The following is a 14,782-nucleotide window of genomic DNA, read 5'->3' on the forward strand; positions in this document are numbered from 1 at the left end:
TTTATGCCGCCTGATCGATCACGGGCTGGAACCCGGTGATGCGGCGCAGACCGTCCGCCGCCTGGTGGGCGATTTTGGATTTGACGTATCGGGCCTGCAGGTAGCCGATGGACCAGTCCTCGAAGCCGTCATAGGCCCCGGCAGTCAACTTATAATCCACCGACAACTGAGGAGGCTTATTGCCGGTTTCGCCCGGCCCCAGGTTGCTTTGTATTCGCGCCCAGAGCCGGGCCGTCTCATCACTCCCTAAGTCAATCTCCGGGGTCTCATAGCTGTATTCCTCATAGGGATTATGGCAGTAGCCAAAGAGACAATCGAAATAATCATCAATAGTGGCCGGCTGCATGGACGGGTTGATGTTACCGGTCTGGGGGTTGCGGACACAGTTGATCAGGGTCCCGGCCCACAAGGGGGCCTGTTGTGTCTGACTAATGATTGTATAGAACTGGTAGACCTGGAGAGTTACCCGGGCCGCGGTCGCTGAATAGTTGCCAGAGGTATCAATGGCCTTAATGAGAAAATCCCAGGTGCCAAAGGGGACTTTTGTGGTGTTAAAAGTGCTCCCAGAGTATTTGCCATTCACTACCGCTGCATAATCCCAATCAATTCCAACCTCGCCATATCTAATTTCATAGGTAGGTACGTCTTTATCTGGAACTAAAGTCCACTCGGCTTCAATTTGGTTCTCCATCTGCATAACTATAAAACCGGTCACATCGGAGGGATCGGCAGTCTTGCCCTCTACCACATGCGTTTCCGTTGTGCACCACGGACCCCGGGAGCCGTCTTTTTTGACGTAGCGCAGGCGGAAATCGTAGCTCTGGCCGTCCGTTACCGGGAGGATTGACACCTCGCCCACATCCAGAGAGACCACGGGGAGAGTAAGGGCCGCTTCTCCGCTGCCCGTAACCCAGAATTGCCCCTCAACGCCGGTGATTTGGTGGTCCAGGCCGGAGGGCCGTACCAGAGTGACCAGAATGCGGGATTGCCAGCCACCGCCGGGGATCGGGAAAAGGACTGAACCGTCGGAACGGATATCGCCGATAAGCGGGGCTGACCAGGCGGCCGGGATAGATATTTTCGGGTCATGATTGGGAATAGCGCCCACGTCCGCCAGGTAGATATTTTCATCGTAGGGCACCGTGACCACGGTGGCGGAAAGATCACTGTTCGGCTGAATGGATTTGATGAGCAGGTCGTTGGCTTCCAGGCCGGCTTCGCCGAAGAGGAAAAGGTCACCGGGCAGGAGGTTGAATTCCGCCGGATCAACCGGGGTTACGAAGGTGACGGTCTTGACCTCGCCGGCGTCGGTCACTATGGGGCAAAGCAGGCTGGTATTGTCGCTCAACCGGAAGCGCAGCACATAGTCTTTCCCCGCTTCCATGGGCAGGATCTCGTCAACCGTCACGCCGCCAACAGGGCCGGAGTAAATTGGCTTTGTCAGGTCGGGCTCCCCGTATTTTGCCCCGGAACCGTACTTGATGCCGCCGCCATATTTGTTTTTTATTTCATAGCCGATGATCTCCATGACTACTGATTTCACCCGGCCCCAACTCAAACCCGACAACATCACATCATGTCCGACTTTGGTCCGGTCTCCCCGGGTGGCCACCAGCCATTCGATATCCGTGCCGAACTGGACCGACTCAAAGCCGCGCAGTCGGGCCACAGCGTCATGATAGCGGGTATGGCGGAAGATCAATTCGGGGTCGGTAACGCCAGGGAGGTCAAGCTGCTCGAAGATCGCGGCCTCGGCATAATTTTGCGTGGGGGAGAACGGCTCCCCCACAACCTGAGTAACACCCCAAGTATCTTTGCCGTTAATCAGATAGCCGTCCGATGGGATGATCCGTTCGTCTTGTTGATACTGCATGCCCTCATTGATAAACGGGCACCGGAAGGCATGGGGGCGCTCCACGATGGTCACGGTGGATTGGAAAGAATCCTTGAGGATATTCCGGGGCGTGAAGGCCGGGCCGGTGACAAAAGGTTTGGGCTCATCGATGATCACCCCCACCTTGGAATCGATGCGGGTGTAAGCCGACCGGGCCGCGGCGGCGATTTCCTTGATCAGCTCTTCAACCGTGCAGTTGTAGTCGATGTATTTGTGATATTTCCAGCCCTGGGTTTCGCAGTATTCGTGCCAGTATTGCAAATTCAACAGGTCAATCCTGGAGTCCGCCAAGGGCTTCTGGTTCTGAGGACCTTGGAGAACCAGCCGCTTAAGGCTGGCCGGATTCTGGGTAGGCCGGGTGATCCAGGTCTCGGTCTCGGCGTCCCAATCCGGACAAATGGAAGTAAGGGTGCCCTTAAACTCTTCTACCGTGCCGTTTAGCCGCCCCGTGGCCTGGATACGCATGGCGGTCTTAGCCAGGGGGTGTGGGAAGCCAATGGGGTCTTCGTTCGTGATGGTGCGCAGGGCCACCCAATAACTGACTGAAGAGGTCCAGATAGTGTCTGGGGCCGTGGTGCGCACCACTTTGATATCGTATTGGCCGCGGGCCGGAACCTTCCAGCGCAGGTTACCGCGCACCTGGGATTTGGTGTTGCCGGTCATGGCGATGGCGGTAGCCGCGTTGCCGTCCCCGTCCGTGCCATTCGGGGTAAGCCAGCCCCCGGAGGTTCCGGTTTCCCGGTAGGCCACGGTGAAAATGACGGTGAAATTATAAGTGCCGCCGCCGGCGGTCAGACCCATAAGGCTGTTGCAGGCTATGTCGATGGAGAGTTCGTCGGCGTCCAGGTCAGAGGTGTCGATGTTTTCGACGTTTTGTTCAAGCTCAATGCTGAGGGCCTTTTCCTGGATATCCACGGCATAGAGGGTCAGAGGATCATCACCCCAGGTGATCGAGGCCGTCTGCGCCCCGTTCCCGGCTTCCGTGGTGGTGGCCGTGCCGGTGCTGTAGGTCAGGACCAGTTCGGTGACGTTGGTTGTCAGGTAGCCGGTATCGTTCGCCGCGGTGGTACAGCCGCCCAAGGTCACGGTGTCCCCGGCCTTGATGCCGTCCACCAGCCAGTTACCCTCAGTCCGGGTTAGAGTCCGGGCACTCACGTTAATGGCTATGGTTTGGTTGGATACGAGCAGGGTCAGGTTGCGGTGCTCAACCTCGATGCCTGGATAATTTTCCAGGGCGGTATCCAGGATGCGCAGATCTTCCACCTGCACCGGGGCAAAGCCCCAGATGACCAGGATGCGCAGCCATTGCTTGCCCCCGGCGCTCTCGGTATAGGTCCTGGCGCCATAGAACGGCGCCACCCGGAACTTGCCCAGGATAAAGGGTACCGGCCCCCAGAGATTCGCCTTATTCTGCGCCCCGGTGATGGACAGGGTGGGGGAGGATTGGCCGTAGTCCACCCCGGTCAAGCCGGGCATGGCGGAAAGTGCAGTGAGAGTGCCCGCGCCGCCCGGCTGGACCGGCGGGAATAGGGCGTTCAGGGCCAGGTTACCGACGACGCCGACGATGCCGCCCGCCAATGATCCCATCATTGGAGCCAAAATAGGATAAGCCGCTGGGCCGATCATCCAAGTTACCAGGGCAGCGACCGCAATCACCGCTATCGCCAGAAAGACAGTCCCGACAATCCGCCCGACCCCGCCGCCGGAGGGCACCACCCGGATAGCGATTTCTGACCCGGGCGCGGGATAGGTGTTGTCCCAGAGTTCCGGGGCCATATATTTGTCGTTTACCCAAACATGCGCCCGGCGGCGCAGGAGGGCGTCTGGCTGAACTTCTGCCAGAATTTGCGTTAGGGATAGGGCGGGAGATAAGGAAAACTCCTGATTCGCCAGCTTGAACGGGTGGGTGCAAGCCACCACGTGCAACGGCTGCGGCTCAATTATGGCGGGCAAGTTCGATATGACGGTATCTCCCGATAACCCTTGTTTTCCATAGCCCGGAATTGTAAGGGGCAACACAGGTGTCTATATCCAAATCACAGTGCAGCATGGACCCTGGTTTAATGATTAATCCCACATGGCAAGGCCAGTGGCCATGTCTGAGTAAGATCACGTCACCGGGGCGTTCCTGGCCTTCCAGAATAGGCTCCCAGGACCGGGCATGTTCCTGAAAAAGTTCCCCGGCCTCTTGGGAACTGAGGGCCGAGATATGCTCATACCCAGGTAAAGCAATCTCAAAGCAATCGCGATAAGCCTTCACCACCAGGCCCCAGCAATCCCAGCCGGTGAAATCCCGGCCCTGATCCTTGAAGGGGACGCCCGTGGGTTCAGTTGCTCGCCTGATAAAGTCAATCAATTTCATTTTTTAGCCCTTGATATTTTGGGCGAACGCTTATATTTAATGGTCAGGAGGTTTGCCATGAAATCTCTTCGTCTACTTTTTCTATGCCTTATATTGATAATGATCGGGTGTGCTTCTTTTGCTGATATTCGCCAGTCAGAACCGATCAAAACCTTGTCCATTGATGGCCAAGCCCCGCGGAATATCGCCAACTGCTCGCTTTATGAGTTAAAGACGGAAAATGGCCTATCCCCCATTTTTGTTGAAAAAGATGGTTCATGTTTCATTATGCTCAAAGGCGATCCGGATTTCGGCTATGCTTATAATTTTGGCGAACTATCATTTAAGCCTCAAGGCAAGGGGACGTTGATTGAATTACGCACATCTACGCCTGGATCTTGGGCCAAAGATCAAATTTGGAGTTCCGTAATCAAGTGCGCCGCCCCTCAAAACAGCCCCGGAAAATAGCTCGGGCAAAATGAATACCCGCACGCCGGTTCCTGGAATAACCCCTCCAGGGTCAAATCCGCCTCGATGGTCAGGGCGTTATAGGTAATCTCCCGCATCTCGAAATCCGTACAGGCCACTTCCACCAGGTCGGGGTCGGATGCCTTCACCAGTTCCAGATCGACTACCGGCGCCGTGCCCGCCGCCCCCGCCTCCCGGATCGCAGCCACCACCAGCCGGTCGATGTTGTCCATGACCAGCTTTGGCTGGGGCAGACGCTCATCCGAGTCCTCTCCCAGGGTTACCTGTAAGGGGCAGGCCAGGAAAATATGGCCACGGCTCACGACGTTGGCCCCGGAGGTGTTCAGGTAGATCGGGTTTGGCAGGCTGGCTTCCCGGATGGTCACCAGGACAATAAAGGCCTCGGCGGTCTCCTGGGCGTTTACTGCGGCGATAAAGGCAAGGGATACGTCCCGGCTCATGGCAGTTGCTCCATGGTCATGGCTACCCGGAAGACCCCGGCGCCCAAGTGCTCATAGTCCACCAATTTATCTTCCGACTTCGGAACCAGCCTCACGGTGATAGTGGTGCCCCATTTGCGGGGGTGTGGCCAGACAAAAGACAGGGCCCCGTCGCTAATATCGTTCTCCAAAAAGTCTTCCCAGATAGCCATTTCATCTGGAGGAAACTCATACTCGACTTCAAACGGCCTGACCCCTGCGGTAAACCGTTTCCTGCTCTTGGCCGGACCCGCGTCCATTTTTGACCTAATAAGGAGGTTCGGCGGAGACTCCGTTAGGGTGTCGCTATTCGGTTCAGCCGGTAAGGTTGCGGGCCAGGTTGGCAAGGTGTTACCTCTTTGTGGCGCCGCCGCCACGGTTGATCGCTTTGTAAAGTGCGCCGCGGCGGTTGTAGGCTTTGGCGGCCATCTGGTCCACGGTCACGATGACATCGCCGTTCGGTTGCGTCTCGGCACCGGCCTGGGTATTGGGGGCGTTATTGTTCACGATGACATTCGTCGGGGACTGGCCGGCACTAAGGAAATTTTTCAAGTCACTCAAAGGTGACACCACTTCGGGCTCCCCGGCCTCGGCGATCATGGCCAGGGTGGGCTCATAGGCAATCCCGCCCGCCGCCATCTCCTGAAAGCTGAAGTTGGCGGCGCTGAAGGCATTGGAGACACCTACCAGCGACTCTCCGCCCCCGCCCGCCGCGGCTGGCGTAGCACCGCCGCCGAACAGGTTCCCGCCCCCCATGGCCCCGCTAAGGCTGTTGAGCAGCCACTTGACGGCGCTGGTCAAGGCGGTCCCCAGGGCGTCGAACCCCGGCTTCAGGGCGCTCATCATGATGCTGTTGAACATCTCAATCAGGGTGTTACCGATATCTACGGTGCCCTGGCGGATGCCGTTGATGATGTTGGACACCCCGGAGGAAAACTCGCCAGCAATGCTGTTCATGGTCTGGCCGTACTTCACGTCGAACTGCTTGGCGCCCAGGTTGGCGTCCAGGGCCGTCAACTCTTCCGGGGTGGCGCCCCGCCTCATGGCCTCCTGCTTGGCCCGCTGCCATTCCAGCACCAGACGTTGCAGCTTCGCTTCCTGGTCCGTGATCTGCCCTAAGAGTTGTGAAGTCTCGAGGTTCAGATCCTCGGTTTTCTGTATGGATTGTTGCCGGGCTTCCACCTGGCGCTTCAGTTCATCGGTGACCCGCTTTTCGCCTTCCAACCGGGCCTGGGCCGCTTCCGTGTCCAACTTGGCCAGGGTCTTCTTGTTCTCGGCCGCCAGCTTCTGCCGGGCGATCTCCTGGGCCGCGGGGCTCAACTTCTCATCGGCCTCCAGTTCAGTCAGGGCCTCTTGATACGCCTTCTCCTGAGCACTCTTTTTCTGGGCGATCATGGCCAGGGCCGCGGTGGTTTCTGCTTGCTGCAACTCCTGGAGGCGCAGGTAATAGGTCTGGCCGTCGATCAGGTCATCGGACAGGCTCTTGTCAATCTCACTCCGCTTCTTATCATTGGTGGACTTAAGCAGGTCTAAAGAGTTCTGGGCGTCGGCCAGTTCGGCCTCCCGCTTGACCTTGAGCATGGCGAGCATGGGAGCCAGGAGGTTGTCGGTGGCTTCCTTGGCACCCTTTTTATCCTTATCTCCCCCTCCGGCATATTTCTTGGCATCATCCAAGGCCTTCTGGTGAGCTGCCTTGGCTTCGGCCAGGGCGGTATCGGGAGTTGTGGCCCAGGCGGCTAAATAATCCTGTACCTGGCCGGTTTTACCCGATTCCTTCAAGTCCTCCATCGTCATCCGTCCCCGGAGGTTTGCCGGGACATCAGAAACTTCTTGCTGATTTTCTATCAAAGCTGCTTGCTGATTGTGGAGCCACTCAGCATAATTATTAGCTTGCTCAATACTTTTAAATTTTCCTAAAAATTGGCCAGTATTATGATAATAATCAATGGCTTCTTGGTCATTCATTATTCGTGCATCATTACTGACGGTAGGAATCAGAACTTCCAGGTCTTCTTCATTAAATGACATTGAACGGACGGTGCTGATAGAACCATCTGGATTTTTTACTTGCGGTCTGTGATAAATGTCTATATTCCCTGGTACTTCACTCGGAGGAGAAGAAGTAGCTTGTGAAGCCGTCGGCACTTGCCAGGGCCACATGAAACCGGGGCGCTCAGTACCCGGAAGGGTAGCCCGCTTTTGAATATCGCTTATAGCGTCATAAGCTGCCTTGAGTCCAAATAGGGTTACTATGATGGCAATGGTCCAGGGGTTGGCCGTAAGGCCGAGGAGCCAGGTCTGAAGGCCACTGGCTGTCGTCGCCGCCGCGGTCATGGCTACCGAGGCGCCCTTCAGGGCAGTAGTCAGGGCTATGATCCAACCCGCCGCCTTATTGGCTATATAAATTTCCGCCAAGGTTTTGAGCAGGTTCTTATTTTCAGCAATAAAGGCCCCAATATCGCGGATGCCTGTGGCCAACCACTTCACCCATTCGGCCCCGGCCTTCCCCCATTCTGCCAGCCGCTCCTTGTTGGCTTTGGCCCAGGCTTCGAGGTCTTTATAGCCCCGGGTCATTTCTTGAACGAAACCCATCATGGCCGGTTGGAAAATCGGCCAGAGGGCGTCCTTAGCTTCTTCGGCATAGCGGGCCATCGAATTCAACTGCTTGCCCACCGTCTCCATCTCCGCTTTATAAGCCCCCGCTGAGCGCTGCCCCGCATCCAGGGAGGCATTAAGCACCTTCATGGAACGGGTTAGCGGATCAAGGCTGTCCGCTGATTTACCCAGGACTGTTGACAAGAGGCCGATATTAAGCAGATATTTGCGGAGAATTTCCGGTTGCTGTGTAACGATGCCGGTCAGGATGTCGTTAAAGGCTTCGGAGGTATTCTTGCCTACCAGGGCCGCTTGGTTGCGGGCCACATCCGCCAACTGCTCAATTTTCTCCAATGGCATGCCGGAAACCACGAAGCGAGTGACAGCATTCATGGCCTCCTGAGTAGTAATGCCGAGCTTTTTGAGTTGTCCCACATAGTAATCCAGAGACCCCTTGGACATTCCGGCATTTTTACCGACAAGTTCCATGCCCACGGCCAGGGTCTCGGTCCTGGCCCCCACCATGGCGGCGTCCTTAGCGAAATCCCGGAGGGCGGTGACCACCTCATAGATACCGACCGCCACTCCAGCGAATGCAAAGGCCTTCTTGACCGACTCGCCCACGCCCTGGGCCATGGTTTTGAAGCTCTGCATTTCAGAGCGGCCCTGGGCCAGATCCCTTTTCAGGTCGGACAGGTCCAGGACGATCTTGCTGAGCAACAGAGCGAGTTCGGTTTGATCGGCCATCTTATTTCCCCTTCACGGGCATCCCGCTAAGAAAGGCTATGGCATCGGGAGAGAGGGTGGATTGCCGACCAGTTTTTTTTGCCGTCCCGACTGCCGGCTTCCCGTCCAGTGCCATGAGCCAGTTTTCCAATATCTTCCCCTCACCTTTCCCCAGGGCCAAGTCCAGGGCGTTCATGACGGCAACTGAGAAACCCAGGACCTGTACCTTAAGTTCTTCCTTTTGGTTCTTCAAAACCGCCCGGTAATACTGCAACACCAAATCTATCGGGTACTCGTGGAGCAAGGCCTGGTGGTCATGGCCATGGTCGACCAGGACCGCCAGCGCCCGGGTGAACTCTAAGCCGCCCTGACCATCGCTTTGAACTGGCCCATGATCAGGGGCAAGGAGTTTTTTATTCGTTCGATGTTCTGGACGATGATGGTGAGACCGATTGTCGCGGCCTGGTCGAACGCCATATCGTCAACTTCTGTTTCCGGAATATCCAGGGTGGCCGCAATCAAACCGGACATGACCGGCAAGATGCCTTCAATGATTTCCGCCCCCTTGTCCAGCAAGACCTCCTGGGCGTTCTCCGGAGTCATATCCAGGCTTTTGAGGACCGGAATAAGCCCGATCAGAGCCGGATAGACCTTCTTGAAGCGCCCGAACGACCAAGGCTTGATCTGGTAAGGGCCGATCTCCACTTCCGGCAACAGGGTCGCCACTTCATCCTTAACTTTTCCCTTTTCAGGCTGCATACATTCTCCCTATGTTTACGACTCGCTCAGGGCTTCCCAATAGCCGAAGGGCTCCGTGGGATTGTTCGCATAGTCGTCCAGGACCTCCAGGGTCATACCAAGCTGCATCTCCTTTTTGGGGTCAAAGGAGAGGGTGCCGTCCGGCTTGAGCTGGCACTTGGAAATATGGTACTTGCCAGTCAGGCCCGTGGAGGGGGCGAAATCCAACCGGGCCGACCCTTCCTGGAATTCGGCGGTGGCCATCGGGAACCGCAGGCTTTCCCAGGTGGTTTTGGTATAGCTCACCTTCACCTCTTCCCCGTCGGCCAGGAAGCCCGCCGCCAGCCGTCCGATACGGCCCTGTAGCAACCCGCCCGCCACCTGCCCCGGGTCCTGGATGTAGTCGGTATTGCGCACCGCGTTCTGCCGGATAGCGTTGACGGTCGCCACCGTGGTCCAAGGAGTCGTGGCGCTGATCTGGATAAAGTACCCGGTATAGCCGTTGACAAGGGCAGTGGCCCAGTCCGCCGGCAGATCGAAATTCATCTTGCCGTCCGCCGCCAGAGCCGCACCCGCCCCGGCCAGATTGCTCACCGCCGCCCAGGCGCTCCCGTTCCAATACTTCACCACCACGGCGCCGTATTCCCCGGGCACAGCAAAGTCGAAATAGACTTCGGTGAACGGAGTGGCCTTGCCCAGATAGAGCAGATCTCCGGCCTCTTCCAGGGTGTCAAAGGGTGTCCCGGCCAGCGAGTCGGCTTCGACGCTATGGTCCACGAACGCCTCGGCGCTGTCGTCGTAGAGAAACACCTTGTCCAGGAACTGACGCACGGTAACAGAAGAGACCCCGTAACCGAGCAGGGAACTGGGCAATTCGCCGTTCAGAGTGACCGCCTCATCAACCACGGCCTCAGTGCTTTCCCCTACTACGGTGACAGCCCCGCCCTTGAAAAAGGGCCGCAGGTTGTCGGTATTGGGCTCAATCAGCTTGAACTTCATCACGATCTCTTCATCGATCGCGAAGGTTTTCAGCGTGCGCAATTTGCCGGAACGCTGGGACTTCACCTTCAGTTCCTCAGTTTTGGGTTCGATGGAGAGGCTGTCGGGCACAATCTCCCCCAGGTCCCGCATCCCGGAGCCCTCGTCAAAATTGAGGACGATCCCTCCAGGGATGGTGATATTGTCTAAGCTGGGAGCGGTAGACATGGCTTATATCCTCCTACGTTAAAGTGGTGGTAAAGGGGTTATTCAAGGCGTGACCGTAGGTGACCCGGTAACGCAGGACCAACTCGCCGAATGCTTCATTCCCTATCGCGGGGCGCTTCGATTCCTCTTCAACCCGAATGACCGGACTCACCAGAACCGAAGAGCCGTTCATCACCATGTAAACTTGGGCGGCGACCTCATCCGCCTGATCGTAAAAGGTTTGATAGCCATGGTCCTTGTCGGCCTTGAGGCGGATAAAAGCCACCATCTCCAGACGGATAATTCCCTCAGCGTGCCGGTTGCCCCGTTCCCGGTCGTGATCGTCTTCATAGAAAAAGAGTTCCGCTTGTTTGATCTTATCCAGGTCCGTTCCTATCGGGTCCCGGCGGTGTATCTTGTCAACTCCGGCGACGTCGGCTGATAAGGCCGTCTCCAGGGCTTTCATGATCGTAGTTTTGACAGTATCCGCCATGCTAAATTTTCGGTCTGATTGACAGGTTCACAAATTGATAAGAACCCGCCTTTGTATCATAATTCTCAAAACCCATATGACCGTTTGCATTGACAACGACCTCTTGCTCCGGGTCAAAGGTTGACAGGCACTGGGAAATCGCCCCCTGAATACGCCGAACTGTTTCCTTTTCCCTCTCATCATCAAGGCCCGCCGGGGCGTCAGCAAGGGGGAAGGTCAACTGCTTATCCATTTCGTCTTTTACTTCTGCGGGTTTACCAGTTGCATTTACACTCCAACTCATTTGATTCTCCTTTTATTTTTTCTTTACCCGACCTTAAAGAGCCCGGCCTTCTTTATTTCTTCAATCAAAACCGGCTTGGCCCACTGGATCATATCCACCTTGGGGTCGATACGGCGCTTGACGACTACGGAGCCCTTCAGGATAAACAGCGGGATAATGTCGGCCTTTTTGAAGGACTGCCCCGCCGCCCGGCGCTGGCGCATACCCTCCGAGCGCCGATTAGCGCCATCTGCATATCCGAAAATAATCCCCTTGGCGATGAAGGTAGGCATCCCCAAAAAGGTCCATTTGCCGCCCACATTCTGCATTCGCCCCTTGGCCACTCCGGCATTGGTTAAGGCGAAGTCGGTAGGGATAGTCAGAAACCGCTTCCCGCCTTTCGGTTTGATCGTAAACGTGCTGCCCTTGGGGCCGAAATGCGTCTTGGCGTAATTCATCCCGGCATGGAGCTTGGCCGATATCACGGTGCCGCCACCTTCCGGCAAAGCGGCCTCTTCGGTTATGGAGCGGGCCAGGTTTCCGGTGCGCTTGGCCAGAGAACCCTCCCCGGGTCCGGCCAAGTGATCCCGCAACAGGTGTGCCTTGAGTTTTTGGTTTGTCCGATTGAGGGCCTGCATCGCTTTGGCGATAATCCCCAATTCGATAGCTTTCAGGTATTCTAAGGCGTCTTGTGCCATCAGCCGGGTCTCACTCGGTAGCGGTTCAGGGCGGCCTTCACCGACTCCAGCCACTCGCCCACCTGCATCTTGTTGATTGTGCCATCCGGGAGAGACACTGCACTCAGACCCGGATCATTGCGCCGCCGCCACTCATAGACGACTTGCTGACAAATGGCCCCCTCCAGGTCCGCCGGAATGGCCACGTAATCTTCATCAGGGGTTTCGCCATCAGCCGGGGCCGGATCATAGCCCCCGGTGTAAGTGACCTGGTAAGCCTTGGCCCCCGAGGGCCAGCACCCGCCGCCCTTGTAACCGATCATCCCGGCCTTGGGATTCACCAGGGCGTAATCGGAGGTGCCGTATTCCGTAGCCGAATCCCATTCCCAGACGCTGGAATAGAGGATTTCGGCGATCTCTTGCACGGGACGCTCAGTAAGAAAAAGATACTGCCCTCCGCCGTCGTGATATGACACCCGTTCGATCCGCTCAAATTCACGATTGCAGAAAGTCGCGGCCCGAACCGAAACCTCAGTGATCTTGGCCTCAAGCTGCGCCTGCACATCGGCGTCCAGGGCTTCGGTTTCGCCAAGGAGGCGCTGCACGCTTGCGATGGTGGTCAGGTCCATGGGGTTGCCCTATTTCCTCTCCGGCGGCGCCTTAATCATCCGGTCTTGGGGCGGGGCTTCCGGGGCTTCTTTCTTTTGATTTCCTCGTTCCCGGTTTCCGCCCGCGCTTTCCTGTTTCCGGTTTGTCTCCACTCTTAACCTCCAAATCAACGGCCCAGATGTTGGTTTGCGGAATCACCCGGAACCGGCCAGGGAAAAGCTCTTCAACGGCTTGAATAACCCCAGGCGTCGCCCCGTGGTAATCATGGCCGCAAATGAGCTTCTTAGCCTTGGGGATCCACGCCAGAACGTCGGCCTTGACCCCCTCATAAGAGTGATCGCCGTCGATAAAAACCATATCGATTGAGGCGTCCTTAAAAGTCAAAACGGCTTCCAATGAGGGCGCCTGGATGATGTTCAAGTTTTTGAAGTGCCCCACGTTTTCTTTGAAGGTGGCCAGCGCCCCCGCCCGGAAGGTTCCGGCCCGCGGCCCAAACATCATTATCCAGTGGTCAACAGCAGTTACCGTCCCGGGACAGCCGGAGCACAGGGCATGAGTGGACCGGCCCTTGTAAGAACCGACCTCCACAATGGAAGCCATGCCTTGCGCCGTTTCATACAGCCATTGCAGGCAAATGGCGCTCATGCTCCTGGCGCCCTCAATCGGCGGATCAGGCATTTGATATTTCAAGCGGTCGGTCCCCCTTCAAGATGACGGTCAATTTGTTCTTGTCATGGATCACCATGTCGCAGTAGCCCTCCGGGATAGTCACCACCTCCACCGGCTCGCCCAATTCCCGCCAGATATGGCCATGCCGGTAGTCCATGATCCGCCAGTATTTTCCACCGCCAATCTCCGGCTGATAGAGGCTCAAAAACATGGAGGTGTTCTCGCTCCCATACCGTTGCCCCATGCGATACCGGGTCAGGGTATAGAGGTCCAGTTTCCAAGGCTGGAAGCTCACCAGCAAAGGCTTGTCTGGCCCCCTACTCACCTCCTGGTGAATCCGGGCTACAAAGTCTTCACTCACCAGGTCATCACAATCCAAGCGGGTTTGGATATGAGCCCGGGGCAGTCGATAATTGCGCACCTGCTCATCTGCCGGAAATTCCATTTTCTCATCTTCCACCCCGTAGCCCTGGAAAGGGTGAACCTTGGGGTGTAGAGCTGCTACGATGTCATTGTGGGCCGGGTGGCACCGGACCCAAATTTCAAAGTTCTGGTCGGTTTGCCGCAGTAATCGGGGCAGCGCCATAGACTGATAGAAAGGCAGCCGCCACCCCCATTGAGGGTCTTCCGGATTGAAAGCCATGCGGGTGATGATGATGTGGCTCAACTTTTTCATGATCATGCCAACCTCTCACTCTTGGCCGTAACCAACCCGATATTGACGACCCCCAGCCGCTGAATCTGCTTAATTTGCTGGATATAGCAGGCTCGCAAATCCGAGCCGAACCCGGTATCAGGCTTGACGGTGATCTGATTTTTGTGGACCCGCCGATTCATCAAGGGCTTCTTGTTGGCGCATACCGCTTTGATCTTGGCGGAGGTCAGCCGTTTCATAAACTCAGTATCCGCCGCACAAGGCCAGGGCATGAACCCGCCCATCGCCAGGAAGATTTTTTTTCTAATAAGGAAAACGCCGCACGTTTGCTTCTGTTCCCCAGACTCCATGTCGGTTCCCATCATGTAGACGGCGGTGCCGCCCGGACTTTTGTCATGCTCTAATAGGCGTTCAATCATGTCGGGGTTGGCCGTATCGTCTGTATCGAAAAACAGGAGCCGGTCATGTTTGGCCAGGGCCGCCAGGCTGTTTTTGACTAAATAAGGGCCGTAGTTATTGCTAAACCAATGGATCTGCAAATTTTCATAATTCTGCGCTATTTTAAGAGCCCGCCACCGGGTGGATTTGCAAGCGTCCACCCCCAGGAGGATTTCATGTTGTGCGCCGCCCTGGAAATACGTTTGGGCCACCAGCGAATCGAGACACTCCTGCAAAAAGTCCGCCGCTTTCCACGCCGGGATGATAATGGAAATGTCCCCTCCCGGAGCCACGGAAGCAACCGGGAGAGGATCAGGGGCGATGTCAGCCGATTTTACCAGGTCAAGTTTCCAGGCGTTCAATCGCACCAGTTCAGGGGAGGGGTTTTCCAATAACTCACCGCCCTGAACCGTCCGTTGAAACGGAAGCTGGATTGAGTAGCCCGCCTTGACCCGGTAAACCGCCTGTGTCGCCTGTTGCTGCATTATCGGCCCCTTAAACGCTGAACTCCACGTCGTTAACCTGAGTCACCGGCAGGATGGCGGCGGCCATG

Annotated in this window: 16 protein-coding genes; 1 reads left to right on the plus strand and 15 read right to left on the minus strand. The window is 56.6% G+C overall.

Annotation, left to right across the window (positions count from 1 at the left end; translation table 11 throughout):
• Nucleotide 1 precedes the first annotated feature (1 nt).
• Both WC356_01735 and WC356_01740 read right to left on the minus strand, forming a co-directional pair.
• Complete coding sequence (locus WC356_01735; protein MFA5381856.1) at nucleotides 2-3,820, minus strand: hypothetical protein; 3,819 nt, start codon at nucleotides 3,818-3,820, stop codon at nucleotides 2-4.
• A 10-nt stretch (nucleotides 3,821-3,830) separates the two neighbouring features.
• On the minus strand, nucleotides 3,831-4,256 hold the full coding sequence (locus WC356_01740; protein MFA5381857.1) for an NlpC/P60 family protein: 426 nt from the start codon (nucleotides 4,254-4,256) through the stop codon (nucleotides 3,831-3,833).
• A 57-nt stretch (nucleotides 4,257-4,313) separates the two neighbouring features.
• Here WC356_01740 and WC356_01745 point away from each other — a divergent pair, with 57 nt between their 5' ends.
• Nucleotides 4,314-4,703: a hypothetical protein gene (locus WC356_01745; GenBank protein ID MFA5381858.1), complete on the plus strand. Its 390-nt coding sequence runs from the start codon at nucleotides 4,314-4,316 to the stop codon at nucleotides 4,701-4,703.
• On the opposite strand, the gene WC356_01750 is transcribed toward WC356_01745, so the two are convergent.
• The 13 genes from WC356_01750 to WC356_01810 form a co-directional block, all read right to left on the minus strand.
• Entirely contained in the window at nucleotides 4,682-5,164 is a 483-nt protein-coding gene (locus WC356_01750) for a DUF1833 family protein (GenBank protein ID MFA5381859.1), read from the minus strand. The genes WC356_01745 and WC356_01750 overlap by 22 nt on opposite strands.
• On the minus strand, nucleotides 5,161-5,442 hold the full coding sequence (locus WC356_01755; GenBank protein MFA5381860.1) for a hypothetical protein: 282 nt from the start codon (nucleotides 5,440-5,442) through the stop codon (nucleotides 5,161-5,163). Before WC356_01755 ends, WC356_01750 begins: the two co-directional genes overlap by 4 nt.
• A gap of 91 nt (nucleotides 5,443-5,533) precedes the next feature.
• Complete coding sequence (locus tag WC356_01760; GenBank protein MFA5381861.1) at nucleotides 5,534-8,524, minus strand: hypothetical protein; 2,991 nt, start codon at nucleotides 8,522-8,524, stop codon at nucleotides 5,534-5,536.
• 1 nt (nucleotide 8,525) lies between these two features.
• Nucleotides 8,526-8,777, minus strand: a complete 252-nt coding sequence (locus tag WC356_01765) for a hypothetical protein (GenBank protein ID MFA5381862.1) — start codon at nucleotides 8,775-8,777, stop codon at nucleotides 8,526-8,528.
• Nucleotides 8,778-8,860: 83 nt separating this feature from the next.
• Nucleotides 8,861-9,262, minus strand: a complete 402-nt coding sequence (locus WC356_01770) for a hypothetical protein (GenBank protein ID MFA5381863.1) — start codon at nucleotides 9,260-9,262, stop codon at nucleotides 8,861-8,863.
• A 15-nt stretch (nucleotides 9,263-9,277) separates the two neighbouring features.
• Entirely contained in the window at nucleotides 9,278-10,447 is a 1,170-nt protein-coding gene (locus WC356_01775; protein ID MFA5381864.1) for a hypothetical protein, read from the minus strand.
• Nucleotides 10,448-10,460: 13 nt separating this feature from the next.
• Nucleotides 10,461-10,892, minus strand: a complete 432-nt coding sequence (locus WC356_01780; protein ID MFA5381865.1) for a hypothetical protein — start codon at nucleotides 10,890-10,892, stop codon at nucleotides 10,461-10,463.
• Nucleotides 10,893-10,920: 28 nt separating this feature from the next.
• The gene (locus WC356_01785) at nucleotides 10,921-11,202 is read right to left on the minus strand and encodes a hypothetical protein (GenBank protein MFA5381866.1); all 282 of its coding nucleotides are present in this window, start codon (nucleotides 11,200-11,202) and stop codon (nucleotides 10,921-10,923) included.
• Nucleotides 11,203-11,225: 23 nt separating this feature from the next.
• Nucleotides 11,226-11,933, minus strand: a complete 708-nt coding sequence (locus WC356_01790; GenBank protein MFA5381867.1) for a hypothetical protein — start codon at nucleotides 11,931-11,933, stop codon at nucleotides 11,226-11,228.
• Nucleotides 11,879-12,487 (minus strand): hypothetical protein, encoded by a 609-nt coding sequence (locus tag WC356_01795; protein MFA5381868.1) that lies wholly within the window; start codon nucleotides 12,485-12,487, stop codon nucleotides 11,879-11,881. The genes WC356_01790 and WC356_01795 overlap by 55 nt, the downstream gene beginning before the upstream one ends.
• Before the next feature lie 31 nt (nucleotides 12,488-12,518).
• The gene (locus WC356_01800) at nucleotides 12,519-13,157 is read right to left on the minus strand and encodes a class I SAM-dependent methyltransferase (GenBank protein MFA5381869.1); all 639 of its coding nucleotides are present in this window, start codon (nucleotides 13,155-13,157) and stop codon (nucleotides 12,519-12,521) included.
• Nucleotides 13,138-13,818, minus strand: a complete 681-nt coding sequence (locus tag WC356_01805) for a glycosyltransferase (GenBank protein ID MFA5381870.1) — start codon at nucleotides 13,816-13,818, stop codon at nucleotides 13,138-13,140. Before WC356_01805 ends, WC356_01800 begins: the two co-directional genes overlap by 20 nt.
• Nucleotides 13,815-14,714 (minus strand): glycosyltransferase family A protein, encoded by a 900-nt coding sequence (locus tag WC356_01810; GenBank protein MFA5381871.1) that lies wholly within the window; start codon nucleotides 14,712-14,714, stop codon nucleotides 13,815-13,817. Before WC356_01810 ends, WC356_01805 begins: the two co-directional genes overlap by 4 nt.
• Nucleotides 14,715-14,782: the final 68 nt, after the last annotated feature.

The organism is Candidatus Micrarchaeia archaeon (assembly GCA_041653315.1).
In the GTDB taxonomy this organism is placed as follows: Archaea; Micrarchaeota; Micrarchaeia; order Anstonellales; family JAHKLY01; genus JAHKLY01.